Genomic DNA, 25,862 nt, shown 5'->3' on the forward strand with positions numbered 1-25,862 from the left:
TCCCCTATCCGATCAAAGGTCGATCAACAGACGCGTGGGATCTTCGATCGCTTCCTTGATGGTCTTCAAGGCCGTCACGGCTTCGCGACCGTCAATGATGCGGTGGTCATAGGACAGCGCGATATACATCATCGGGCGGATCACGATCTGACCGCCCCGAACCACCGGGCGGTCCTCGATACGGTGCAGGCCGAGCACGGCCGACTGGGGAGGGTTGATGATCGGGGTCGACATCAGACCGCCGAACACGCCGCCATTCGAGATGGTGAACGTGCCGCCCGTCATGTCGGCCATGGTCAGCGAGCCTTCCTTGGCCTTCTTGCCATAGTCGGCAATCGCCTTTTCGATGCCCGCGAAGGACATCTTGTCGACATCGCGCACCACCGGCACGACCAGACCGTTCGGGGCCGAAACGGCGACCGAAATATCGACATAGTCGTGATAGACGATTTCATCGCCCTGAATCTGGGCGTTGACGGCCGGGATGTCCTTAAGAGCCAGCACCGAAGCCTTGGCGAAGAAGGACATGAAGCCCAGCTTCACGCCATGCTTCTTTTCGAACGAGTCCTTGAAGCGGTTGCGCGCTTCCATCACCGCCGACATGTCAACGTCGTTGAAGGTGGTGAGCAGAGCGGCATTTTCCTGCGCGCTCTTCAGACGCTTGGCGATCGTCTGACGCAGGCGGGTCATCTTGACGCGCTCTTCGCGACGCTCGTTGGCAGGCGCTGCAACAGCGGCCGGAACCGTCGGCGCGCCGCTGGCGGCCTTGGTCTGGGCGGCTGCCACCACGTCTTCCTTGGTGATGCGGCCGTCCTTGCCGGTGCCCTTGATGGTGGCCGGATCGATGCCATATTCCAGCACCGCGCGGCGAACCGCCGGGCTGAGCACAGCCGGATCGTTGCTCTCAGCCGCCGCCGGAGCCGCAGCCACCGGAGCGGGGGCAGCAGCCGCCGCAACCGGAGCCGCCGCCTTGGGGGCAGCAGCGCCCGCTGCGCCTTCTTCGATCACCGCGATGATCGCGCTGACCGTCACCGTGTCGCCAACAGCGGCGAGCTGCTGGCTGAGCACACCGGCGACCGGCGAGTTGACTTCGATCGCAACCTTGTCGGTTTCGAGGCTGGCAATGGGTTCGTCCAGAGCGACCGCTTCGCCCGGCTGCTTGAGCCACTGGCCGATCGTGGCCTCGCTCACCGATTCACCCAGAGTGGGGACTTTGACTTCCGTGGACATGACTTGCTTATCCTAAAGAAATTGGGAGGAGGCTGCGGCTCAGCTCTTCTTCTTACGGCGGATTTCGCTGCGGGCCGAAAGACCCAGCGCGTCGGCCACCAAGGCGTTCTGTTCAAGCGTGTGACGCTTGGCGCTGCCCGTGGCGGGCGAGGCCGAAGCGTGACGACCCGCATAACGAGCGCGCGAAACCTTCGCCTTGGCGTTGGTCAGCGTTTCCTCGATCAGCGGCTCGACAAAGAACCAGGAACCGTTGTTCTTGGGTTCTTCCTGACACCACACGACCTCTTCCAGATTGGGCATCTTGGCCAGACGCGCCGCAAGCGGTTCGCCGGGGAAGGGGTAGATCTGCTCGATACGGATGATCTGCGTATCGGCCAGTTCGGCAGCATCGCGCGCTTCGAACAGGTCATAGGCAACCTTGCCCGAGCACAGGATCACGCGGCGCGTATCCTTGTCGGCGGCGCCGTTGACGTCCGAGAGAATGCGCATGAAGTGGCCTTCGCCCACGAATTCCTCGGCGCTCGATTTCGCCAGAGGATGACGCAGCAGGCTCTTCGGGCTCATGATGATGAGCGGCTTGCGGAAGCTGCGGTGCATCTGACGACGCAGAACGTGGAAGTAGTTGGCCGGGCTGGTGATGTTGCACACCTGCATGTTATCTTCGGCGCAGAGCTGGAGATAACGTTCCAGACGGGCCGACGAGTGCTCCGGACCCTGACCTTCATAGCCATGGGGCAGCAGCAGCACGAGGCCGTTGGCGCGCAGCCACTTCGATTCCGAAGAAGCGATGTACTGGTCGATCACGATCTGGGCGCCATTGGCGAAGTCGCCGAACTGGCCTTCCCACAGGACAAGCGTCTTGGGGTCGGCGCTGGCATAGCCATATTCATAGCCCAGCACGCCATATTCCGAGAGCGGGCTGTCATAGACTTCGAAGAAGCCATGCGGCACCGTGGTCAGCGGAACATACTTGTTTTCGTTGGTCTGATCGACCCAGACGGCGTGGCGGTGGCTGAACGTGCCGCGCCCGCAATCCTGACCCGACAGGCGGACCGAATAGCCTTCCGAGAGCAGCGAGCCAAAGGCAAGCGCCTCGGCCGTGGCCCAGTCGAAGCCTTCGCCGCTGTTGAACATCTCGCGCTTGGCATCCAGCACGCGGCCCAGCGTCTTGTGGATCGTCAGATCGCCCGGAACCGAGGTCAGCGTGCGGCCAAGGCTGTCGAACAGCTTCTGCTCGATGCCGGTGGGCACGTTGCGGCGGGCGCTTTCGGGGTCCATCGGCTGGTTGAAACCGCTCCAGCGACCACCAAACCAGTCGGCCTGATTGGCCTTATAGGTCTTGGCGGCGTCGAAGTGTTCTTCCAGATGGGCATTGAAGGCGGCAACCTGTTCGCCAAGGAAGCCGGCGGGCACCACGCCTTCGCGCTGGAGGCGTTCGGCATAGAGCTCCGACACGGGCTTATGCGCGCGGATCTTCTGATACATCAGCGGCTGGGTGAAACCAGGCTCGTCGCCTTCATTGTGGCCGAAGCGGCGATAGCACCACATGTCGATCACGATGTCGCGGCCAAAGGTCTGGCGATAGTCGATCGCCAGCTTGCACGCGAAGGTCACCGCTTCCGGATCATCGCCATTGACGTGCAGCACGGGGCACTGAATGCCCTTGGCAACGTCCGAAGGATACGGCGAGCCGCGCGAGAACTGCGGGCTGGTGGTGAAGCCGATCTGGTTGTTGATGATGAAGTGGATGCAACCGCCGGTGTTGTAACCCTTCACGCCCGACAGGCCGAAGCATTCCCACACGATGCCCTGACCCGCAAAGGCCGCGTCACCATGGATCAGAACCGGCAGCACCTGCTTGTGCTTGGCGCCCGGCCCGATGTCGGTGCCGATGTCGTCGCGGATCTGCTGATAGGCGCGAACCTTGCCCAGAACGATGGGGTCCACCGTTTCAAGGTGCGAAGGGTTCGGCATCAGGCTCATGTGAACCTTGATCCCGTCGAAATCGCGGTCGGTGCTGGTGCCAAGGTGATACTTGACGTCGCCCGAGCCGCCCACGTCTTCGGGATTGGCGGTGCCGCCCGAAAATTCGTGGAAGATCACCTTGTAAGGCTTGGCCATCACGTTGGCCAACACGTTCAGGCGGCCACGGTGGGCCATGCCATAAACGATTTCCTTCACGCCCAGCTGGCCACCATACTTGATGACGGCTTCGAGGGCAGGGATCATCGACTCGCCGCCATCAAGGCCGAAGCGCTTGGTGCCGACATACTTCTTGCCGCAGAACTTTTCCCATTGCTCGCCGCGAACCACGGCGCCCAGAATGGCCTTCTTGCCCTCGGCGGAAAATTCGATGTGCTTGTCGGCGCCTTCCATGCGGTCCTGCAGGAAGCGGCGTTCTTCCACATCGGTGATGTGCATGTATTCCAGGCCCACCTTGCCGCAATAGTTTGCGCGCAGGATGGCGACGAGTTCGCGGATGGTTGCCCATTGCAGGCCCATCGTGCCGCCCAGATAGATCTTGCGATCCAGCGCGGCGCCGGTGAAACCGTAATATTCCGGCGTCATATCGGCGGGCAGATCGGAATGGTGCAGGCCCAGCGGATCGAGATCCGCCGCCAGATGGCCGCGCACGCGATAGGTGCGGATCAGCATGATCGCGCGCAGCGTGTCATTGGCCGCTTCTTCGACCGAAGCGTCGCTGACGGGCGTGCCCGCCTTTTTCGCCGCCGCCTTGATCCCTTCCCTCAGCGTGGTGGGGTCGAGCGCGCGGGTCAGCTCGTCCTCCGCTGCGCCGCCTACCTGCGGCCAGTTGCGTCGCTGCCAGCTAGGTCCGGGCTGCGGCCCGTCCTGTGCTGGGTCGGAAAGAAAATCTTGGCTTTCGCTACCCATGGCTTCACCTATTTTCGCACCGGCGCATTTTGCGCGCTGGTGGGGGTTTATTGTGGCGGCTGGTTCCGAAAGAGCCTCTGGCCCCGGGGAGGAATGGCCGGCACATGGCATTCTTCTAACACCGGGCGGGGTTAACCACAGATGGCCAATCCCGCCCGGTATTGAACTTAAATTCAGCCCTTAAGCACTTCGGCGAGCGTTTCGCCGAGCAGGCTGGGGCTGGCCGACACCTTGATGCCGGCAGCTTCCATCGCGGCGATCTTGCTTTCCGCATCGCCCTTGCCGCCCGACACGATCGCGCCGGCGTGGCCCATGCGGCGGCCCGGAGGCGCCGTGCGGCCCGCGATGAAGCCGGCCATCGGCTTCTTGCGGCCCTTCTTGGCTTCGTCGATCAGGAACTGCGCAGCCTGTTCTTCCGCGTCGCCGCCGATTTCGCCGATCATGATGATCGACTTGGTGGCTTCGTCGGCCAGGAACAGTTCGAGGACGTCGATGAAGTTGGTGCCGTTGACCGGGTCGCCGCCGATGCCGACAGCGGTGGTCTGACCCAGGCCGATGTTGGTGGTCTGGAACACCGCTTCATAGGTCAGTGTGCCCGAGCGCGAAACCACGCCCACGGAGCCTTCCTTGAAGATCGAACCGGGCATGATGCCGATCTTGCACTGGTTCGGCGTCAGCACGCCGGGGCAGTTCGGACCGATCAGGCGCGACTTCGAACCCGACAGGGCGCGCTTCACGCGGACCATGTCGGCCACGGGGATACCTTCGGTGATCGCCACGATCAGCTCGATTTCCGCGTCGATGGCTTCGAGGATCGAGTCAGCAGCGAATGGCGGCGGAACATAGATGACCGAAGCGGTCGCGCCCGAAACGGCCTTGGCTTCGGCAACCGTGTTCCAGATCGGCAGGTTGGTGTCGGCATGGATCGTGCCGCCCTTGCCGGGGGTGACGCCGCCAACCATCTGCGTGCCATAGGCCAGAGCCTGCTGGGTGTGGAAAGTGCCGGTCTTGCCGGTCATCCCCTGGGTGATGACCTTGGTATTCTTGTCAATCAGGATCGACATTGGATTCTCCGAGATGGGGAGGAGGTCGTCTTATTTTTTAGGCCCCGGCTTGCAACCGGGGCCGTATTCTTTTGGATCAGGCCAGCGAAGGATCAATGCCCTTGCAAGCCACCAGCAGTTCCTTCACCGCCTCGACCGAGACGTTCAGGTTGTTGCGGGCTTCTTCGTCCAGCTCGATCTCGATGACCTTTTCCACGCCGCCGGCGCCGATCATGACAGGAACGCCCACATACAGGTCGTTCACGCCATATTCGCCGTTCACATAGGCGGCCGAAGGCAGGATGCGCTTTTGGTCATTGAGATAGGCTTCGGCCATGGCGATCGCCGAGGCGGCGGGCGCATAGAAAGCCGAACCGGTCTTGAGCAGGCCGACGATTTCGCCGCCGCCCGAACGGGTGCGGGCCACGATGGCGTCGATCTTTTCCTGCGTGGTCAGACCCATCTTGATGAGGTCGGGCACGGGGATGCCGTTGACGGTCGAATACTGAACCACCGGCACCATGGTGTCGCCGTGGCCGCCCAGAACGAAGGTGTTTACGTCGCGGACCGACACGCCAAATTCCCAGGCCAGGAACGTGGTGAAGCGAGCCGAGTCAAGCACGCCGGCCATGCCGACGACCTTGTTCGCGGGCAGGCCCGAGAATTCGCGCAGAGCCCAGACCATCGCGTCGAGCGGGTTGGTGATGCAGATCACGAAAGCGTCGGGGCAGTTGTTCTTGATGCCTTCGCCGACAGCCTTCATCACCTTCAGGTTGATGCCGAGCAGGTCGTCGCGGCTCATGCCGGGCTTGCGCGGCACGCCGGCGGTGACGATCACCACATCGGCGCCGGCCAAGTCGGCATAATCATTCGTACCAGTGATCTTGGCGTCAAAGCCTTCGACCGGGCCGCACTGCGACAGGTCAAGAGCCTTGCCCTGAGGCACGCCATCGACAACGTCGAACAGGACGATGTCGCCCAGTTCCTTTTGCGCAGCCAGATGAGCGAGCGTGCCGCCAATGTTGCCGGCGCCGATCAGGGCAATCTTCTTGCGAGCCATGAACCAATCCTTCCCTACTTGCGGGGCTTCCCCTTGGCCGGGAGTGGCCGCAGGATAGCGGGTGTTTCACTGACCATCATACGCAGTCCCGCAAGCGCGCAGGTGGCCCTTAACCGAATTGGGGGTGGCCCTATTCCTGTCTTTGCTGCTTTGCAAGGCGGGAAAAGCATATAAGACGAAAGAGTTTGCGCGACTAATTCGCAATAGCGGAAAGGCTTTGCCCGATAACCGATATGGCAATAAAATTGACAAAGCTATGCTATATCCGGTTTGGCATACGTAACCATCCGGGATGAACGAAGCGTTCAGGCGAGCTTGCGAAGGGGGGGAGAGTCTTGTTCCGGAGTCGCGGGCGGGGCGTCCGTCCCGATCCGGCGGCGCTCCTGCGCCAACAGCATCGCCGCCAGATAGTCGGGCACGGCGCGGCTGAAATACCAGCCCTGACCCAGCGTGCAGCCGGTGTCGCGCACCGCCTGCACCTGTTCCAGCGTTTCCAGCCCCTCGGCCACGATTTCCATCCCCAGCGTCTTGCCCATCGCCGCCACAGCGCAAATGATCGCATGGCTGGTGGTCCCGGCGCTCAGTCCGGAGATGAAACTGCGGTCGATCTTGATCTTCTTGAAGGGGTAGCGATCAAGATAACCGAGGGACGAATAGCCTGTGCCGAAATCGTCCAGCGCAAAACGCACGCCGGCCCCGGCCAGCTCGTTGATGAAGGCCGAGGTATTGGGGCTGTGGTCAAGCAGCGTGGTTTCGGTGATTTCCAGCTCAAGACGGCTGGGCGGCAATTTCGCCTCGCGCAGAGCATTGAGGATGCCCAGTGCCGCGCCCGGCGCCCGGATCTGGAGCGGCGAGAGGTTAACCGCCAGCGTCACATCATCGGGCCATTCGGCCGCAACGCGGGCCGCCTTGGCGGTGATCCAGTTGCCCAGCGTGATGATGGCCCCGCTTTCCTCGGCCACGGGGATGAATTCGTCGGGGCGCAATTCGCCCTTTTCCGGGTGGAACCAGCGCACCAGCGCCTCGAACGCCCGGATGCGCCCGGTTTCCAGATCGACCAGCGGCTGGAAATGAACCGATAGCTCGTCGCGTTGCAGGGCAAGGCGCAGCTCGGCCTCGATCTCCTTGCGGCGGATCAGGTCGCGCGTCATCGAGGGGTTGAAGCTGACGATCTGTTTGCGGCCATTCAGCTTGGCGTGGTTGAGCGCCAGGTCGGCCCCCTGCAGCACGGCCTCCAGATCGGTGCCATGTTCGGGCAGGACCGCGATGCCGATCGAGCAGCCGATTTCCAGCCGGTCATCATCAATGCGCAGCGGGCGCAGGATGTCGGTCAGGATCGCATCGGCAATCGACTGGATATCGGTTTCGGGCCCGGCTTCAAAAGCGATAATGAATTCATCGCCGCCAAAGCGCCCGATGCCTGCGCCCACCGGCGCGCTGCGGCGCAGCCGGGCTGCCACCTCGACCAGGCAGCGGTCGCCCACCTGATGGCCCAGCGTGTCGTTGATTTCCTTGAACCGGTCCAGATCGAGCCACAGGATCGCCAGCTTGTTGCCTTCCGGGATCGCCACAAGGCGTTCGACCAGATGATGATTGAGCCCCGCACGGTTGAGCAATCCGGTAACAATATCGGTGCGCGCCAGATGCTGCATTTTTTCGGCAAGGCGCTGGCTGGTTTCCGCGCTGGAAATCGAATCGCGCAAGGTGCGGAACACGTTAAGCGTGATCGACATCATCGCGGGCAGCACAAGGAACAGCGTAAAGGCCAGCAACCGGCTCGCCAGATCCTCCTGCATCCCGGCCGCCACGATCACAGGCAGCAGCGCCAGCGACAATTGCCCGATGGCAATCGCAGGCCGCCCGGCATTGCGCGCGGCAATCCCCACCGAATAGGCAATCGCATTGCCCACCATCAGCGTGCGCACGGGCCCCGGTACAGAATGGAAAAACGTCAGAGCCGCAATCAGCCCGGCCATGATCGAATAGGAGAACGCGCCCAATTCATAAATGATTTCAAGCGCGCGCGGCTTGTTGCCCATCCATCGGGGCAGGATCGTCGCGCTGGCCACGCGCATCAGCGCGATGGCCGACATCACCCATGCGGCGACGGTGATTTCGCGATGGCCCGATTCAATCGCAGCGGTCGCGCTGGTCAGAATCCCGCACAGCGCGCCAATCGCCAGAGACGACGGTTGCGTATAAAGCGTGGTGACCAGAATGGCTCTTGCCCGGTCATCAGCAGCATGGGTTTTGAACAAAACCCGCAACATGTCGAATAAAGGACGGATCGGACAACTCCCGTTGGACAAGGTCAGCCTAGGGAGAACTCGTCACAGATTGGTTAACGCAGAGCTTCGCGCTGCGACCTTTGTCGCATTTGTACAAATTTTAGCGAGAGTGCCATCGTGCCTCATTCGGGCAGGATCAGCGGCTCGAATTCCTCCACCGCGCCGTGCGCCGTGGCCAGCCGGTTGGCCATTTGCCGGTCCAGCTTGCGGCAGATGCCCAGCCAGTGGCGGTATTGTTCGCGGTTGCCTTCGAAAAAGGCGCGCAGGGCGATGTTGCGCGCCCGTTCCGCCGCGCCCAGCCCATGGCGGGCGAAGTGTTGCAGAGCCTCATGGAGCATGGTGTCGCTCTCTGCCTGATTGTCATGGTCGTTGGCCGGAGCGCGCAGTCGGGGGCGGCGCAACACGCGCGCCACCGCGCCGCATTCACCAGCGCCTGCCGCTGCAAATCGGATCGACATGCCTGAAAATTCCTCAATCTCGTCTTGAATCCGGCACGGGTTTAGCACAGCCGGGCTAAGCCTTCGTATGTTGCCTTGGTTATCATATGCTTGCCTTGGGTTAACCGAGTTTACCCCCAACCGGGATACAGGAACGTTAAAACACCCCGCCGCGCCGCTATGAAAACGGTGCGCCGGGGCGGGCTTGGCGGGAAAAACAGGGTTTACTGAGGATCGCCGATCCAGCGGCCGCTGTTTTGATATTCTGGGCGCACGTTGTCGCTGCCGGGCAAAATGGCCGCGCGATAGGCGCTTTCGCCGCCATGGCGCAGGGCTTCGGCGGTATATTGCGGCGCCGCATTGGCATAGGCGGCCGAGGGGGAGGCAACCGGCGCACCGCCATGGGGCGCAGCGCTGATCGTCTGGCCTATTTTGGCGGCATAAGCGCGTTCAATGGCGATGGGGTCATCCACCAGTTCGCGATTTGCAAAGGCCACGCGCTGATGCCGCACGGGCAGGGGTTCGCTGATCGTGTGAACGAAGCGGAAAGCGCCGGTGTCGCCCGCCGGGCCATGCATGCGGTAAAAGCGATGCGCACCGATCTGGCCGATGAAATTCAGACTGTCGGCCCAATAGGGGTGGACGGCAAATGTATGATAATGCGTGGCAAGGCCTACCGGAGCATAGACATAACCGGCCAGCGCCGCGCGGGCCACGGTTTCGGCGCGGCTCCAGAAATAACGGCTGGGCTTGCGCATCAGCGCGCCGTCACAGGTAAAGGTGAACTGGCAGCCAGTGGCGCGTTCAGAACCCTGAAACACCACGCCGCACACGCTTTTGGGATAGGCGGGATGGGCCATGCGGTTGAGCACGACCTGCGCCACGGCGCGCTGGCCATCGTCGGGTTCGCTGGCGGCCTCGTAATAGACCGCAGCGGTCAGGCAGGAGAGCGCGCGCTCGCGATCCACCGCATTGGCCAGACCCGACAGCGCCCGTGCCGCAGGGCCTGATCCGGGCAGGGGCGTATCATCATCAGCCTGCTCCGCGGCGGCGCCATCCCAATGCAGCCCCGGCGCAATCGCGGCCAGCGCCCCGCGCCAACCGGTCGCGGGGGCCGGTTGTTCGACTTCGCGGCTGACATAATAATAGGCCGCACCCGGCCAACTGTCGCCCGGCTGTTCAAAGGGCATCGGGGCCGTGCTGCTCTGGCCATCGACCGGATCGGCCTCGTCATGGGCGGTGGTGGCCGCCAGCGCCAGCGCGCCGGTGCCTTGCCCGCGCCAGGCCTGCACCGCCAGCATCGCCAGCAACGCGCAGATCACCGCCAGCACCCGCTGCATTGTGGCGCGGCGCAGATCGGCGGTGAGCAGGCCGTTGATCCTCATGCCATTGCCCCGGCGCAAGCGCGCGCATTGCTGCGGCGTTCCTTGGTCGCGCGCGGGCAGGGGGGCAAATTGGGCATCGAACGCAAGAGCGGCACGCGGGTTGTTCATCCTGACTTCTCGGCCTTTGGCAAAGCGGGCGATCATGGCAAAACACACAATCGCCGCAGCTGCACCTGCCGAATTGGGGCCGTCTCATTGCGGCACTGATGGGGCGGATAATCCTTAACGCCTTAATTTGGCCCGCTCGATCATGCTTAAAAAAGCCTTGCGCCGCACCGCGTGCCTGTCCTGCCCCTTGCACCCCGCGCCATGTGGGGCTAGGGCGCGACGCACGCCAACGGTGCCTTCCAAAAGGGAGGCTGAAAAGGGAATTTGCCTGTTTTGCCCCGGCAAGGACAGATGCAAAGCTGCCCCCGCAACTGTTTCCGGGCGAGCGTACTGCCACATGCCACTGGGCCGTTTATGGTCTGGGAAGGCGGCGGATGCGTGATGACCCCGGAGAGCCAGGAGACCTGCCGGTGGTTGTCGTTCAGCGCCGGGCGGGGAAGACCGGATGCAGCGCGATGCCGTCTGTTTCCATGCGCAAGGGGCGTGTGGGGCGGCCTCTCCCGCCACGAACGGCAAATAGCCTTCGTGAGGGAAAGAGCTATGAACATTCGTTATTTTGCCGCCGCTTCGTCGCTGGTGGCGCTGGCCCTGTCCGCGCCCGCCATCGCCGCCGACGATGCTGGCGCGATCACCGTACTGGCCACGGGCCACAGCCAGCCGGTCGATGAGACCGGCCAGTCGATCAGCGTGGTCGATCTGGCTGAGATCCAGTCGATCCAGGGGCCGGACCTGACCCGCGTGCTGACCCGCCTGCCGGGCGTTTCCTTTGCCCGCGCGGGCGGCCTTGGCGCCACCACCAGCTTTTTCGTGCGCGGCGCCAATTCCGAACAGACGCTTGTGATGATCGACGGGGTTAAGGTTGAAGACACGGCGGCCCCCTCGGGCGGCTATGACTTCGCCAATCTGGTCAGCGGCGGCGTAGGCAGCATCGAATTGCTGCGCGGATCGAACAGCGTGGTGTGGGGCAGCAATGCCATCGGCGGCGTGATCGCCATCACCAGCCGCGAGTTGAACGGCGCGGAATTGAATTTCGAAGGCGGCAGCAACAACACCTTTGACGCGGGCGCCACGCTGGGCCTGTCGAAGGATGCCTATGCCATCACGCTCAACGGCGGATACCTGAGCACCGACGGCATCCCCACCCGCACCACCGACACGCGCAACAATGGTTTCCACCAGACCCGCCTGTCCACCCGTGCCCGCCTGCGTCTGGCCCAGGGGCTAAACCTTGTGGCCACGGCCCGATATGCCGACGGCAAGGTGGGTGTGGATTCCTATGACTGGGTGCTGGGCTATGTGAACCGTGGCGAGCAGCAATCGAGCGAGCAGGTTTCGGGCCGCGTGGGTCTGGAATATGCGGCCGACACCTATTCGGCGCGTCTGGGCATCAGCCAGTCCTCGCTGCGCCGGGGCTATATCGATCCCACGGTTCAGAGCACCGAATACAGCTCCTATCTGGGCCGCAGCACGCGTATCGATGGCGCGGCCCATGTCGATCTGCCTTATTTCTTCTCCGCCGATGTGGGCGGCGAGGCGATGTGGAACCATGCGCGCTCGTATTATTTCACGCCCGGCGCGGTGAATGATGCCAATATCGCCAGTGGTTATGGCCTGCTGGGCTGGCGGGCGTTTGGGCTGAGCCTGTCGGGCGGCCTGCGCGTCGACAGCCATTCCACCTTTGGCACCCACACCACTTTTGGCGCGAACGGCACGTACAGCCTGATCGACGATGTCCGTCTGCGCGCTTCCTATGGCGAGGGTTTCCGCGCCCCTTCGCTCTATCAGTTGTTCGATCCCTATTCGGGCAACACGGGGCTGAAGGCTGAAACCAGCAAGTCCTATGACGTCGGCCTTGAAAAGGGCGACCGCAATGGCAAGCTGTACGGCGCCGTCACATGGTTCCACCGCGACACCAACAACCAGATCGACTATGACCTGTCCACTTCGACCTATGCCAATCTGGGCCGCACGCGCGCCGAGGGTCTGGAATTTGAAACCGGCCTGCGCCCGGTCGATGCGCTGCAACTGCGCGCGCTTTATACTTTCGTGAAGAGCACCAACCAGACCGCCGGCAGCAGCGCGCTTGGCAAGGATCTGGCACGTCGTCCGCGCCATATGGTCACATGGTCGGCGGATTGGAAAACGCCGCTGGCGGGCCTTGCCATCGGCGGCGACATTCGCGTCGTCTCGTCCAGCTTTGACAATGCGGCCAACAGCAACCGTCTGGCGGGCTATGCCTTGTTTGGCCTGCGCGCCAGCATTCCGGTGGGCGATCATGCGGAAATCTTTGGCCGCATCGAAAACCTGACGAATGAACGCTATGCGGTGGTCCAGGATTACAATTCCTATGGCCGCACCGCAGCCCTAGGCCTGCGGGCAAAGCTGTAATTGATGCGTGGGGGGCTGGCCCTGCTTGGCGCCTTGCTGGCGGGGGCCTGTTCCCCCGCCGCGCCCAAGGTTCAGCCCTCCCGCATCATCAGCCTTAATCCCTGCACCGATGCGCTGCTGGTCGAACTGGCCGACCGCGATCAGATCGGGGCGCTCTCCTCCTATAGTCGCGATCCGGCGCAAAGCTCGATGGATGTGGGCCGGGCGCGGACCTATCCCTTCACCCGTGGCGCGATGGAGGAGGTGATCGCCGCCCAGCCGTCGCTGGTGGTTTCGGGCAGCTTTACACCAGCCGCCACACGCGCCGCCTATGCGCGCATGGGCCTGCGGCTGGAGGAATTTTCCATGGCGCCCACGGTCGAGGAGAGCGAGGCGCAGATCCGCCGCATGGCCGCCCTGCTGGGCCACTCAGACCGGGGCGAAGCGATGATTGCGCGGATCGACCGGGCCATGCGCGATGCCGCGCCGCCGCCCGGCGCCAAACCCTTGCCCGCGCTGATCTGGCATGGCGGCGGGCTGGTTGTCGGGGGTGAGACTTTGGTGTCCGACCTGCTGCGCCGCACCGGTTTCACCCCCTTTGCCGCGATCCGGGGCATGGGCCAGTCGCAGTTTCTGCCGCTTGAACGGATGGTGGTCGATCCGCCGCGCGTGTTGCTGGTGATCGGCCATGGCGATGCCGATGGCGGGCGCGAGGGGCGGCGGGTGCTGGGTCATCCGGTGCTGGCGCAATTGCGCGCGATGCAGCGTTTCGATTTCGACGCAGGGCTGGAATATTGCGGCGGCCCCACCATCATCCGTGCCGCGCAACGGTTGGCGCAAATCCGCCGGGAGGCTCATTGATGACTCGGTTGAACGCCAGTCTGGTCGGCGCGCTGGCGCTGGCTTTTGCGGCCTCTTTGCTGGCGGGGCGAGTGTGGATTGATCCGTTCCATTCCGATGTGCCAGGCGCGGGCCTGATCCTGATGCAATTGCGCCTTCCGCGCAGCGTGCTGGCAGTCCTGGTGGGCGGCGGGCTGGGGGCGGCAGGGGCGGCGATGCAGGCCTATTTGCGCAATCCTCTGGCCGATCCTGGCCTGTTCGGCATTGCGCCCAGCGCAGCGCTCGGCGCGGTGCTCAGCATCTTGCTGGGGGCTTATGGCTTTGCGCTGGGGCCGTGGGCGCTGCCGGTTTTTGCGTTGGTGGGCGCTGGCGGGGCGATGGCGCTGTTGGGGCTGATCGCGGGGCGTTCGTCGGGGGGCGTGGCGCTGTTCACGCTGGCGGGCATGATGATCGCCAGCCTGACGGGCGCTTTGATGAGCCTTGCCATCAGCCTGTCGCCTTCACCCTTTGCCCTTTGGGAAATCGTGACATGGCTGATGGGGGCGCTGGCGGATCGTTCGTGGCATGAGGTGTGGATGGCCGCGCCGCTGATGGCCGTCGGGCTGTCGGCGTTTCTGGTCGCGGGCCGCTCGCTCGATGCGCTCACGCTGGGCGAGGCGGCGGCGCGCTCGCTGGGCGTTGATCCGCGCCGGTTGCAGGCTTTGCTGATCCTTGGCGTGGGATGCGCGGTGGGGGGCAGCGTGGCTGTGGCCGGGGTCATCGGCTTTGTCGGGCTTGTCGTGCCGCATCTGTTGCGGCCCTTTACGGATCGGAGGCCTTCTTCGCTGATCGTGCCTTCGGCGCTGGGCGGGGCTTTGCTGCTGCTGGTGGGGGACAGTATGTGCCGTATCCTGCCGCTGGCGGGGGGCGAATTGCGGCTGGGGATTGCGCTGTCTTTGCTGGGCGCGCCTTTCTTTCTGGTGCTGCTATGGCGGATGCGGGACGGGGTGTGGCGATGATGCTTTGCGCGCGCAATCTGACGCTGGCCGGGCGGCTGGACGATGTTTCGCTCGACCTCTCGCCGGGGCGGGTGACGGCGATCTGCGGCCCCAATGGCGCGGGCAAATCCAGCCTGGTGTCGGCCATGGCTGGGGTCTTGCCGGTGGCGGGGGCTTTGTCGCTCGATGGGCATGACCTGCCCGCGATGCAACCGCGCGAAAGGGCGCGCCTGCTGGGCTACTTGCCGCAGGGGGGCGAGGCGGCGTGGGATGTGTGTGTTCGCACGCTGATCGAACTGGGCCGTTTGCCTTGGCAGGCAGCGCCCCTGCACCGCGCCCATGCCGATGGCGCGCAGGACCGCGAGGCGGTCACGCAGGCGATTGCTGCCATGGATCTTGACCATTTGATCGACCGCCCGCTCTCGCGCCTGTCGGGCGGCGAGCGAGCGCGGGCCTTGCTGGCGCGGGTGCTGGCCGGGCGTCCGCGCTGGGTGCTGGCCGACGAGCCATTGGCCAGCCTCGATCTGGGGCATGGGTTGCGCCTGCTGACGGCTCTGCGTCAACAGGCGGTGCAGGGCGTTGGTGTGTGCCTTGTGCTGCATGATCTGGGGATGGCGATGAACCATGCGGATCGCGTGGTGGTGATGGACCGGGGCCGGGTGGTGACCGATGGCGCGCCGGGCGATGCATTAAGCGAGGATGTGATCGCGCAGGTCTGGGGCGTAACGGGGCGCTGGCTGGGGCCGGAGGGCGCGCGGGCGCTTAGTCTCTAATGTGCCAAATGGGAACGGCCGGGCAAATTGCGGGTTAACCGAATGGACATGGCGCGCGGTTTGCGGTTGTCTTGGCGCCATGAACAAGGGACTGCCTTTCCTCGCCTTGATGGCCGTGCTGGCCGTGCCGTTGCGCGCCGATGAACTGCCGCGCGCCGATGTCGCGCCTGTGTGGGTCGTCCCGGTCGCCATGCCCGCCACGGTACAGCCGGCCGGAGCTGCCCCGCTGCATATGGTGATGCAGGATCAGCAGGTGTGGTTTCACGGGGGCACGACCAGCTTCTATCAGCGCCGCATCCTGCGCATTGACCAACCCGAAGGCATTCAGGGCATGGCTCGCCTGTCGGTGCAATGGCGGCCCGAAACGGACCGGCTGACTATCCATGCCTTCCGCCTTACGCGGGGCAATCGCAGCAATGACCTGTTGCCCGCCGTGCAGGAGGTGCTGGCGCATAAAGGCAGCAATCTGGGCGGTTTGCGGGTGGATGGGCAGCGTTCGCTGGGTCTGCCGATTGCAGGCATGGCGGTGGGCGATGTGATCGAGATCGCCTGGACCATCGACCGCACCGAGCCATTGCTGGGCGGGCATCACGAGGTGTCGCTCGATGCGGGCAGCCATGGGGTGATCGACCGGCTTGCGCTGGCGGCGCGATGGGATGGGGCGCGGCCTATGGGGGTGGCGGCCGAGAACCTCCCCGCCGCGCTGGAGCGGGGGCCGGGGCGCGTGGCGATGGTCACCGATGCTTTGGCCGAGAGCAAGGCGGCCCGCGTGCTGGAACTGTCCGATTTTGCGCAGTGGGCCGATGTGGCGGGGGTGTTTGCGCCTTTGTTTGATGCGGCGCGGCGGGTGGGGCCTGATTCGCCCCTGCGCGGGCAAATTGCCGATATTCGCGCGGCCAGCAGCGATCCTCTGGCGCAGGCCGGGATGGCGCTGACCATTGCGCGGCGCGATGTGCGCTATCTTTATGTCGGGCTGGGGCAGGGCAATCTCAAACCCATGCCTGCCGATCAGGTGTGGCTGCGCGGCTTTGCCGATTGCAAGGGCAAGACGGCGCTGTTGCTGGGCCTGCTCGACGGGTTGGGCATCAGGGCCGAGGCCGCGCTGGTGGCGACGCAGGGGGGGGAGGGGATGGACCGCCGCCTGCCCAGCGTGACGGGCTTTGACCATGTGATCGTGCGGGCGCAGGTGAATGGGCGCATCTATTGGCTGGACCCCACCGCCGAGATGGGCGCGAAAGACGGGGCGCTGGATCTGGCCGCGATGCCGGTGCCGCGTTATGGCTGGGCCTTGCCGCTGCGGATGGGGGCGGGGCTGGAGGCGGTGGGCGGCATGCGCAACGCGCGAGCACCAACGAGCAGCGCTAGGGGTAAGGCCCGCGCCCTCAGGGGAACTTGATCGGCGGGCAGGGTTTGTCTAGCGGGGATTGAGGCTTGCATCCCGCGAACAAATCTGGAACACCGCCACCATGAGTCTGACCCATATCACTGTGCGCGGCGCGCGCGAGCATAATCTCAAAGGCATCGACATCTCTCTGCCGAGGGACAGTCTGATCGTCATCACCGGCCTGTCTGGGTCGGGCAAGTCGTCTTTGGCGTTCGATACGATCTATGCCGAGGGGCAGCGGCGCTATGTCGAGAGCCTGTCGGCCTATGCGCGCCAATTCCTTGAAATGATGCAAAAACCCGATGTCGAGCATATTGATGGGCTGTCGCCTGCCATCTCCATCGAGCAGAAGACCACCAGCCGCAACCCGCGTTCGACCGTGGCCACGGTGACCGAGATTTACGACTATATGCGCCTGCTTTGGGCGCGGGTGGGGGTGCCTTATTCGCCCGCCACCGGATTGCCGATTGCGGCGCAGACGGTTTCGCAGATGGTGGACCGGGTGATGGCTCTGCCCGAAGGGACGCGGGCGTATTTGCTGGCGCCGGCGGTGCGCGGGCGAAAGGGCGAATATCGCAAGGAAATCGCCGAGTGGCAGAAGGCGGGCTATACACGCCTGCGCGTCGATGGCGAGTTGATGGCGATTGAGGATGTCCCGGCGCTGGATAAAAAGCTCAAGCATGACATCGAGGTGGTGGTCGATCGTATCGCTGTGAAACCGGGCATCGAATCGCGTTTGGCGGATTCGTTTGAGCAGGCGTTGAAGCTGGCCGAGGGGCTGGCCTTTGTCGATCTGGCCGATGGCGTGGTGCCGGGGCGCGAGGACGAGGTTGCGGCGGGGTCGAAGAAGAAGGGCGCGCAGTTGAAGGGGGCTGGGGTTCAGGCCAACCGCATTGTGTTCTCTGAAAAATTCGCCTGTCCGGTGTCGGGCTTCACGCTCGAGGCGGTCGAACCGCGTCTGTTTTCGTTCAACGCGCCGCAGGGGGCATGTCCGGCCTGCGATGGTCTGGGCGAGAAATTGCTGTTCGATCCGCAGCTTGTGGTGCCCAACGAGGCGTTGAGCATCAAGGAAGGGGCGGTGGTGCCATGGGCCAAATCGAACCCGCCTTCGCCCTATTATATGCAGGTGCTGGCTTCGCTCGGCGGGCATTACGGGTTCAGTCTGGAAACGCCTTGGGCCGATCTGCCGACCGAGGTGAAGATTGTCGTCCTCTATGGCACGGGCAAGGCGCCGGTGCCGCTGACCTTTATCGACGGCAAGAAGGCCTATACGGTCACCAAGCCGTTTGAGGGCGTGATCGGCAATCTGAACCGTCGGATGCTGCAGACTGAAAGCGCGTGGATGAAGGAGGAACTGGGCAAGTTCCAGACTTCGCAGCCTTGCGAAGTGTGCGAGGGCAAGCGTTTGAAGCCCGAGGCGCTGTGCGTCAAAGTGGCCGACAGCGATATTTCCAGCCGGACGCGGTTGAGTGTTTCGGATGCGCTGGAGTGGTTTTCGACGCTGAATGAGCATTTGACCGATCAGCAACGCCAGATTGCCAAGGCGATCCTGAAGGAAATCAACGAAAGGCTTGGTTTCCTTAACAATGTCGGCCTGGATTATTTGAACCTCGACCGCACCAGCGGCACGCTGTCAGGCGGGGAAAGCCAGCGGATCAGATTGGCCTCGCAGATCGGCAGCGGTCTGTCGGGCGTGCTTTATGTGCTCGATGAACCGTCCATTGGCCTGCATCAGCGCGACAATGATCGGTTGCTGGAGACGCTCAAGCGCCTGCGCGATCTGGGCAATACGGTGATCGTGGTCGAGCATGACGAGGATGCGATCCGCACCGCCGATTATATCGTCGATCTGGGGCCGGGCGCGGGCGTGCATGGCGGCAGCATCGTGGCCGAGGGGACGCTGGAGGATATTCTGGCCAATCCCGACAGCATCACCGGACAATATCTGACCGGCGCGCGGCGGATCGAGGTACCGAGCGAGCGCAGGCCGGGCAATGGCAAGTCGATTGTCGTTGAAAATGCGCGGGCGAATAATCTGAAAGGCGTGACGGCGCGGTTTCCGTTGGGGACGTTCTGTTGCGTTACCGGTGTGTCGGGGTCGGGCAAATCGACGTTGACGCTTGATACGTTACAGGCCGGGGCCAGCCGCGTGTTGAACGGGGCGCGTGTGATTGCCGGGGCGCATGACAAGATCGTCGGTCTTGAGCATTGCGACAAGGTGATCGAGATCGACCAGAGCCCCATCGGCCGCACGCCGCGATCCAATCCGGCCACCTATACCGGGGCCTTCGGGCAAATCCGCGACTGGTTTGCGGGCCTGCCCGAGGCGCAGGCGCGCGGGTATAAGGCGGGGCGGTTCAGCTTCAACGTCAAGGGCGGGCGATGCGAGGCGTGTCAGGGCGATGGCCTCATCAAGATCGAGATGCACTTCCTTCCCGATGTCTATGTGACTTGTGAGGAATGCGGTGGAAAGCGTTATAATCGCGAGACTTTGGAGGTGAAATTCAAGGGCCATTCCATTGCCGACGTGCTGGATATGACCATTGAGGATGCCGAGAGTTTCTTTGCCAATGTGCCCCCGATCCGCGACCGGATGCATATGTTGAACGAGGTCGGCCTTGGCTATGTCAAGGTGGGCCAGCAGGCCACGACCCTGTCAGGCGGGGAGGCGCAGCGGGTGAAACTGGCCAAGGAACTGGCGCGGCGTTCGACTGGTAAGACGCTCTATGTGCTGGACGAGCCGACTACGGGCCTGCATTTTGAGGACGTGCGCAAGCTGCTCGAAGTGCTGCATCGCCTTGTCGATCAGGGCAATTCGGTGGTGGTGATCGAGCATAATCTCGATGTTATCAAGACCGCCGACTGGATCATCGACATGGGGCCGGAGGGCGGCGTGCGCGGCGGTATGGTCGTAGCCGAGGGGACGCCGGAGCAGGTGGCCGCCAATCCGGCCAGCTTTACGGGGGGGTATTTGAAGCCGTTGCTGGCGCGGTGATCTGGGCGGTTCTGATATTGCCGCTGATTGTTGTGATCGACTGGGCATTCTGGTCAAAGATCGATGGCATGTTGTCTCTTCCTTCGGCCCGGTGGCGCTGGCGTCGTCGGCGGTTGATGCCATGGGCGGCGATATGGGTCTGGATTGTGGTTGCAACCAAGTTTTTGGCGCCGGCGTCAGAGGCTGATTGGCAACAGGCGGTGGTGGTGGTTGCGGGTGTGGCTGTTCTGGTCTGGTGGATGGCGGCGGTCTATCGCGATCTGACGGACTAGCATCGGGGCGGGCATGTCATTTGCGCCATGTTGGCCCGTCACCTCCTTCTGTCCCGGTTTTGTCCCAAGGTTGTCATTGTCGTGCGATAGCAGGGCGCCTTTCGTGGAGAGGTGGCTATGCGTTTGACGGCATGGGGTCTGATGGCTTTGGGATTGTGCGGCATGGCCCATGCCGGGGCACCCTTGCGCGAAATGGCCGATCCGCCGCAGATCCTTTACCTTAACCCTGCCGATGTCGCGCCGCGTCTGATCTTTGGCCCGCCGCCGGGTGAAGCGATGACGCGGCAGGAACTGGATTTCCTCCATCGTCTGATCGCGGTGACGCCTGCGGATCGGATTGCGCGTGCCCGTGCCGATGGTGAGGATGAGACGCCTGCGATCTACAGCGCAGCGCTGGGGCGTGATCTGCGTCAGATGCCTGCAACATGGAATTTGCTGGTTACCATCGAGGAAGAGGCCAATGCCGTGATCGGCGCGGGCAAGGATACCTTTGCGCGGCCTCGCCCCTATCAGGCCGATTCCACCATGCGGACCTGCAACGCGGTGAAGCCGGGCAAGAGCAAGCGTTCCTACCCCAGCGGCCATGCCAGCGTGGGCTATTCGATGGGCTGGGCGCTGGCGCGTCTGGCGCCGCAGCGGGCCGAGGCGGTGCTGGCGCGGGCCGATGATTATGCGATGGGTCGCTGGTTTTGCGGCGTGCATTACCCCAGCGATACCTCGGCCAGCCGGGGCGTGGCGATGGTGGTGGTCGAGCGTTTGTTGGCTGATCCGCGTCTTGCCGAACAGGTTGCGGCGGCGCGGGGGGAACTGGCGGGGGTACGTTAAAGAGGTTTGCCTCCGGCGGGCAAAGGGACTCGGTTCCTTTGCAATCCCGATAATGTATTTGTCGCGCTATCGCTTCATCGTTATCCGATCTTGCTGCGCCGCAGGCCTTGTAAACCGCTTTGCGGAACAGCGCTTTTGGGCAAACTTCGCGTAACCCCGTATTGGGATTGCAAAGTGCCGTCGCCCTTTGCCCGCCGGAGGCAAACTCTCTTAAACTCCAAAAACAAAAATGCCGGAGACCTCGCGGCCCCCGGCATCATTGAATTCAGCTTACTTGCAAACCTTACTTCTGGTTCGCCAGCAGCTTCAGACGCAGCGCGTTCAGCTTGATGAAGCCGGCGGCGTCCTTCTGGTCATAGGCGCCCGCGTCATCTTCGAACGTCACGTGGCGCTCGCTGTACAGCGAATGGGGCGACTTGCGGCCCACGACATAGGCGCCGCCCTTATAGAGCTTCAACCGCACCGTGCCCGAGACCTTAGCCTGCGAATGGTCGATGGCGGCCTGAAGCATCTCGCGCTCGGGGCTGAACCAGAAGCCGTTGTAGATCAGCTCGGCATACTTGGGCATGATCTCATCCTTGAGATGAGCCGCGCCGCGATCCAGCGTGATCGATTCGATACCGCGATGCGCGCGGGCATAGATTTCGCCGCCCGGCGTTTCATACATGCCGCGCGACTTCATGCCGACAAAGCGGTTTTCGACCAGATCGAGGCGGCCGATGCCATGCTTGCGGCCCAGCTCGTTCAGAGCGGCCAGCAGCGTAGCGGGCGACATCGCTTCGCCGTTCAGAGCAACGCCATCGCCCTTTTCGAATTCGATCTCGATATATTCGGGGGCGTCCGGCGCGTCCTCGGGGTTAACCGTGCGCGAATAGACGTAATCCGGGGTTTCCTGCCACGGATCTTCCAGAACCTTGCCTTCCGACGAGGTGTGCAGCAGGTTGGCGTCGGTCGAGAACGGGCTTTCGCCGCGCTTGTCCTTGGGTACGGGGATCTGGTGCTCTTCGGCCCACTTGATCAGCGCGGTGCGGCTGGTCAGGTCCCATTCGCGCCACGGCGCAATCACCTTGATGCCCGGCTCCAGCGCATAGGCCGACAGTTCAAAGCGAACCTGATCGTTGCCCTTGCCGGTGGCGCCATGCGAGACGGCGTCCGCGCCGGTTTCGCGGGCGATTTCAATCAGGCGCTTGGAAATCAGTGGGCGCGCAATCGAGGTGCCCAGCAAATAGTCGCCTTCATAGCGGGCATTGGCGCGCATCATTGGGAAGACGAAATCGCGCACGAATTCCTCGCGCAGGTCGTCGATATAGATATGCTCGGGCTTCACGCCCATCAGCTCGGCCTTGGCGCGAGCGGGGGCCAGTTCTTCGCCCTGGCCCAGATCGGCGGTGAAGGTCACCACTTCGCAATTATAGGTGACTTGCAGCCACTTGAGGATGACCGAGGTGTCAAGCCCGCCCGAATAGGCGAGAACGACGCGCTTGATGTCTGACATGGGGCGCTCCGCATAGGAAGAAAGAGATTGGCGCCGCGCCTAGCAGGGCCTTGGCCGGGGGGCAAGGGTTTGGGGCCTATCCGCCCCGCGCCAGATAGAGAACATCGCGCGGCTGGGCGAGCAGATGCTGGCCCGAATCCACAAACAGCGTTTCACCGCTGGCCAGCCAGCCATCGGCAAGGAAAAGCGCGGCATCGGCAATCTCGGCCGGATCGGTCAGGCGGCCCAGCAGGTTCATCCGGCCCGAAGTCTCATGCTCCTGCGGCTTCTGATCGAAACTGGGCAGCATGGCGCCCGGCGCGATGGCATAGATGCGGTCATCCGCCTTTGCCGCGCCCATGGCCAGCATCCGCACCGTGGCGGACAAGGCGTGCTTGGCCATCGTGTAACTGAAGAAATCCGGGTTGGGATTGGCCAGTTTCATGTCGGTAATGGCGATCACGCGGCGGCCTGCGCGGGCGCGGGCATGGCGCAAAAAGGCCTGTGCCATGCGGGTGGGGGTTTGCGCATTGACGGTCATCGCCTCGGCAAACACATCCGGGTCCATGGCGCGGGCATCGTCATAGCGAAACACCGCGGCCGAATTGACCAATATACGCCAGTCTTCCAGCCGTTGCGCCAGCGCCTCCACCATCGCCACGCCCGCATCGGGATCGGCCAGATCGCAGCCCACGCATTCGGCGCTGGGCAATTGCGCGGCCAATGCCTCGGCATCGGCTCGGCTTTGGCCATAGTGGATCACGACATGCCATCCCGCCGCGCCAAAACGATGAGCAATGCGCGCGCCAATACGCTTGGCGCCGCCGGTGATAAGCAGGGTAGGCCGGGTCATGCCCCCATCAAGCACAAAGCGCGCGATGTGGGAACCCGGCTTGAGGGGAATGCCAGAACCGCTATGCTATGCCTCTGAAAGGAAATGGCGATGCGGTTGGATCTGGTCGATGTCTTTGTGAATGGAGCGCTTTCGGGCAATCCTCTGGCGGTGGTGCATGGGGCCGATGGCATGACGGATGCCACGATGCAGTCGCTGGCCCGTTGGATCGGCTTTTCCGAGACCACCTTCCTACTGACCCCCACGCATCCCGAGGCCGATTATCGGGTGCGGATCTTTACCCCCACACTCGAACTGCCCTTTGCCGGGCATCCCACGCTGGGCAGCGCCTATGCCTGGCGCGCGGCGGGCGGCGTGGCCAAGGGCGCGCAGATCATGCAGGAATGCGGGGTCGGGCTGGTGCCGGTGCGTGTGACGGATGACGGGCTGGCCTTTCGCGCCCCGCCGCTGCGGCGCAGCGGGCCTTTGTCCAAGGCTGAACTTGCCGCCGCTCTGGCGCAATTGCGCCTGTCGCCCGAGGATGTGATTGAGGCCGTGCATGTCGAAAACGGCCCGCCGTGGCAATTGATCCGTCTGCGCAGCGCGCAGGCCGTTCTGGCGGTTTCGCCCGTGATCGCGGCGGATGGCGTGGTCGATCTGGGCGTGATCGGTCCCTCGGACGAACCGGGTGTTGATTGGGAAGTCCGCGCCTTTTTTACCGCGCCAGGCGGCATTCTGGCTGAAGATCCCGTGACGGGCAGCTTTAACGCCGGGGCCGCGCTCCATCTGTATGAAAGCGGTCTGGCCACGGGCGATTATGTCGCGGCGCAGGGGCGCATGACCGGGGCGGATGGCCGGGTTTATGTCTCACGCGATGACGATGGCGTGTGGATTGGCGGGCAGGTTCGCGCGGTGGGCGTGGGGGCGGGTCTGGCTCTTTAGGATGTAGGGCTTTCCTACAATAACCTATATGGATAAATTTCCGTCATCCTCACCCGGAATGATGGAGTTTCCCATGGCCAATCCCAAAATCAGCTATCCCGCCACCTTCACCCCCGCCCATGCCATGGCCTTTGCCAGTGCCGACAACACCGCCGCCACCGTTTCCGCAGGCAATCCGCTGCCGGTGGCGCTGGGCGACGGGGCGCTGGCGGGGCTGGGGGCGATGGGCGATGCGGCAGCTTCTTCCGATACGGCCAGCGTCGGGCTGATCGCGCTGTTCAAGCGCCTGCTGGGCAAACTGCCCGCCGGCATCGGTCAGAAACCCGCCGCCGCCAGCCTGCCCGTTGTGTTGGCCAGCGATCAGGGCGCGATCCCCGCGCTGGTCGATGCGGTCAGCGATGGCGCGACCACCAACGGCAGCGCCACCAGCGCGGCCACCGTCGTCACGCTGAACACCGCCGGTTTTGGCGGGGGCAGCTTCCAGATCACAGGCATCGGCACCAGCAATACCGTGTCTTTTGAACAATCGAACGACAATGCCACATGGATCGCCCTGCCGGTCAATCCGGCCAGCGCCACCACGGCGGCCCCCGTCACCACCGCTACGGCCACCGGCCTGTTCAATTTCATCGCCACCGCCGCCTATGTCCGCGCGCGCGTATCGACCTATGGCAGCGGCACGGTTGCCATCGCCGCGACCCAAAAGCGCAATCGCGCCGTCGCTGACCAGATCGCCGCCGCCGTCCTGACGACGTCGAGCGCGCAAGTCGGCTATACGCTCAACAACACCGGCTATACCGACAGCACCGCCGCTCTTGCCGCCAGCGCCACCTATACCGGCACGGGTCGGGCCACCACCGGGCTCGTTTATGCCACGCGGTTCAAGGCACGCGCCTATGCGGATGCTGCAGGCGCGCTTTATATCGACCAGTCACTCGACAGTGGTTCGACATGGCAGGTGGTGGCCAGCGGGGCGATGGCGGCGGGGACGGCGCTTGACCTGAACGTTGCCATCACCGGGGCCTTTGGCAGCGCGAACCAGTTTCGGGTGCGATGCGTCAATGGCGCGGCGGCGCAGACGCTGCTGCGGCTTTCCTCGGTCTATACCACGGCGTAATGGCCGTCGGCCCGCTCTGGTATCGCGCCGGGGCGGGCTCTATCCACCAAACACCGCGAAAAAGCGGCGATGGTGAAACACCCAAACTTCATCGAAATGGTTGTTTGCCTGCGCGCAGGCCTCCTGCCACCAATCGAGCGGAGGATCGGCCAGCCCCTCGATCCATGTCGTGTTCGACCGGATCAGCAAACCATCGCAGCGTTCATAACGTTTCGCGCATTTCTTGGCGATCAGCCGCGCGATCTCGGCGGCATAGGCATCGGGCGCAATCATCACCGGCGTGGGCGAAACATAGGGCGCCCCCAGCTCGAATTGCCGACAGGTGGTTTCATAGGCGGTGTTGCGGTGGACCAGCGGATTGTCCGCCTCGGTATTTTCAAAGACCAGTTCTTGCCCATGCAGTCGGATCTCGAAATCGGGCGTGGGCTTGCCTGTTTCGGGCAAGAGACGCACCGCCTCGGCATGGCGATGCTGGGCAAAACTGGCGGCCATGAAGGCCTCGCGAAAGGTCTTGCCGCGCTGGCTGCGGATCTCGCACTCGCTGGCCAGATGATGCCCCACCCGACTGGCCAGAGCCAGCATATCGGGCGGGGTCATCCAGCCCCCAACCGGGATCACCCC

20 protein-coding genes and 1 riboswitch are annotated in these 25,862 nt (G+C 63.6%); of the genes, 10 read left to right on the forward strand and 10 right to left on the reverse strand.

All coding sequences use genetic code 11. The features are described from left to right. Nucleotides 1-12: 12 nt before the first annotated feature. The 7 genes from odhB to GGR38_RS13780 form a co-directional block, all read right to left on the reverse strand. Nucleotides 13-1,230 carry a 2-oxoglutarate dehydrogenase complex dihydrolipoyllysine-residue succinyltransferase gene (gene odhB, locus GGR38_RS13750; RefSeq protein ID WP_183626464.1) on the reverse strand — a complete coding sequence of 406 codons (1,218 nt, stop codon included), beginning with the start codon at nucleotides 1,228-1,230 and terminating at the stop codon, nucleotides 13-15. Between the two features lie 39 nt (nucleotides 1,231-1,269). Then, entirely contained in the window at nucleotides 1,270-4,122 is a 2,853-nt protein-coding gene (locus GGR38_RS13755; protein WP_183626466.1) for a 2-oxoglutarate dehydrogenase E1 component, read from the reverse strand. Nucleotides 4,123-4,295: 173 nt separating this feature from the next. Then, nucleotides 4,296-5,186, reverse strand: coding sequence for a succinate--CoA ligase subunit alpha (gene sucD, locus GGR38_RS13760; protein WP_183626468.1), 891 nt, complete (start codon nucleotides 5,184-5,186; stop codon nucleotides 4,296-4,298). 76 nt (nucleotides 5,187-5,262) lie between these two features. Continuing rightward, nucleotides 5,263-6,225 (reverse strand): malate dehydrogenase, encoded by a 963-nt coding sequence (gene mdh / locus GGR38_RS13765; protein WP_183626470.1) that lies wholly within the window; start codon nucleotides 6,223-6,225, stop codon nucleotides 5,263-5,265. Between the two features lie 305 nt (nucleotides 6,226-6,530). Next, nucleotides 6,531-8,495 carry a putative bifunctional diguanylate cyclase/phosphodiesterase gene (locus GGR38_RS13770; RefSeq protein ID WP_183626472.1) on the reverse strand — a complete coding sequence of 655 codons (1,965 nt, stop codon included), beginning with the start codon at nucleotides 8,493-8,495 and terminating at the stop codon, nucleotides 6,531-6,533. Nucleotides 8,496-8,635: 140 nt separating this feature from the next. Further along, nucleotides 8,636-8,971 (reverse strand): hypothetical protein, encoded by a 336-nt coding sequence (locus GGR38_RS13775; RefSeq protein ID WP_183626474.1) that lies wholly within the window; start codon nucleotides 8,969-8,971, stop codon nucleotides 8,636-8,638. A gap of 203 nt (nucleotides 8,972-9,174) precedes the next feature. After that, the gene (locus tag GGR38_RS13780; protein ID WP_246404669.1) at nucleotides 9,175-10,443 is read right to left on the reverse strand and encodes a cell wall hydrolase; all 1,269 of its coding nucleotides are present in this window, start codon (nucleotides 10,441-10,443) and stop codon (nucleotides 9,175-9,177) included. Nucleotides 10,444-10,656: 213 nt separating this feature from the next. Beyond that, nucleotides 10,657-10,869: riboswitch (cobalamin riboswitch) on the forward strand. 114 nt (nucleotides 10,870-10,983) lie between these two features. Between GGR38_RS13780 and GGR38_RS13785 the strand changes: the two genes are divergently transcribed. The 8 genes from GGR38_RS13785 (at nucleotide 10,984) to GGR38_RS13820 (ending at nucleotide 20,876) form a co-directional block, all read left to right on the forward strand. Further along, nucleotides 10,984-12,831, forward strand: a complete 1,848-nt coding sequence (locus tag GGR38_RS13785; RefSeq protein ID WP_183626476.1) for a TonB-dependent receptor plug domain-containing protein — start codon at nucleotides 10,984-10,986, stop codon at nucleotides 12,829-12,831. 3 nt (nucleotides 12,832-12,834) lie between these two features. Beyond that, nucleotides 12,835-13,671 carry an ABC transporter substrate-binding protein gene (locus GGR38_RS13790; protein WP_183626478.1) on the forward strand — a complete coding sequence of 279 codons (837 nt, stop codon included), beginning with the start codon at nucleotides 12,835-12,837 and terminating at the stop codon, nucleotides 13,669-13,671. Further along, nucleotides 13,671-14,648: a FecCD family ABC transporter permease gene (locus GGR38_RS13795; RefSeq protein ID WP_183626480.1), complete on the forward strand. Its 978-nt coding sequence runs from the start codon at nucleotides 13,671-13,673 to the stop codon at nucleotides 14,646-14,648. The genes GGR38_RS13790 and GGR38_RS13795 overlap by 1 nt, the downstream gene beginning before the upstream one ends. Then, entirely contained in the window at nucleotides 14,645-15,400 is a 756-nt protein-coding gene (locus tag GGR38_RS13800) for an ABC transporter ATP-binding protein (RefSeq protein ID WP_183626675.1), read from the forward strand. Before GGR38_RS13795 ends, GGR38_RS13800 begins: the two co-directional genes overlap by 4 nt. A 79-nt stretch (nucleotides 15,401-15,479) precedes the next feature. Continuing rightward, the gene (locus GGR38_RS13805) at nucleotides 15,480-16,796 is read left to right on the forward strand and encodes a DUF3857 domain-containing protein (RefSeq protein ID WP_183626482.1); all 1,317 of its coding nucleotides are present in this window, start codon (nucleotides 15,480-15,482) and stop codon (nucleotides 16,794-16,796) included. Nucleotides 16,797-16,866: 70 nt separating this feature from the next. Then, nucleotides 16,867-19,779, forward strand: coding sequence for an excinuclease ABC subunit UvrA (uvrA, locus tag GGR38_RS13810; RefSeq protein WP_183626484.1), 2,913 nt, complete (start codon nucleotides 16,867-16,869; stop codon nucleotides 19,777-19,779). Continuing rightward, a complete protein-coding gene (locus GGR38_RS13815; protein ID WP_183626486.1) occupies nucleotides 19,776-20,051 on the forward strand; it encodes a hypothetical protein in 276 nt (91 codons plus the stop codon). The genes uvrA and GGR38_RS13815 overlap by 4 nt, the downstream gene beginning before the upstream one ends. Nucleotides 20,052-20,168: 117 nt before the next feature. Beyond that, complete coding sequence (locus tag GGR38_RS13820; RefSeq protein WP_183626488.1) at nucleotides 20,169-20,876, forward strand: phosphatase PAP2 family protein; 708 nt, start codon at nucleotides 20,169-20,171, stop codon at nucleotides 20,874-20,876. A 283-nt stretch (nucleotides 20,877-21,159) separates the two neighbouring features. Here the strand turns inward: GGR38_RS13820 and GGR38_RS13825 are convergent, their stop codons facing one another. Next, a complete protein-coding gene (locus GGR38_RS13825) occupies nucleotides 21,160-22,371 on the reverse strand; it encodes an argininosuccinate synthase (RefSeq protein ID WP_172341337.1) in 1,212 nt (403 codons plus the stop codon). A 76-nt stretch (nucleotides 22,372-22,447) separates the two neighbouring features. Next, nucleotides 22,448-23,203, reverse strand: coding sequence for an SDR family oxidoreductase (locus GGR38_RS13830; RefSeq protein ID WP_183626490.1), 756 nt, complete (start codon nucleotides 23,201-23,203; stop codon nucleotides 22,448-22,450). A 90-nt stretch (nucleotides 23,204-23,293) separates the two neighbouring features. Between GGR38_RS13830 and GGR38_RS13835 the strand changes: the two genes are divergently transcribed. Continuing rightward, nucleotides 23,294-24,124, forward strand: coding sequence for a PhzF family phenazine biosynthesis protein (locus GGR38_RS13835; protein WP_221227105.1), 831 nt, complete (start codon nucleotides 23,294-23,296; stop codon nucleotides 24,122-24,124). 73 nt (nucleotides 24,125-24,197) lie between these two features. Then, nucleotides 24,198-25,241 (forward strand): hypothetical protein, encoded by a 1,044-nt coding sequence (locus tag GGR38_RS13840; RefSeq protein WP_183626494.1) that lies wholly within the window; start codon nucleotides 24,198-24,200, stop codon nucleotides 25,239-25,241. Nucleotides 25,242-25,280: 39 nt separating this feature from the next. Here the strand turns inward: GGR38_RS13840 and GGR38_RS13845 are convergent, their stop codons facing one another. Next, nucleotides 25,281-25,838, reverse strand: a complete 558-nt coding sequence (locus GGR38_RS13845; RefSeq protein WP_183626496.1) for a hypothetical protein — start codon at nucleotides 25,836-25,838, stop codon at nucleotides 25,281-25,283. Nucleotides 25,839-25,862 lie beyond the last annotated feature (24 nt).

The sequence above is a fragment of the Novosphingobium sediminicola genome, assembly GCF_014196525.1.
Lineage (GTDB): Bacteria > Pseudomonadota > Alphaproteobacteria > Sphingomonadales > Sphingomonadaceae > Novosphingobium > Novosphingobium sediminicola.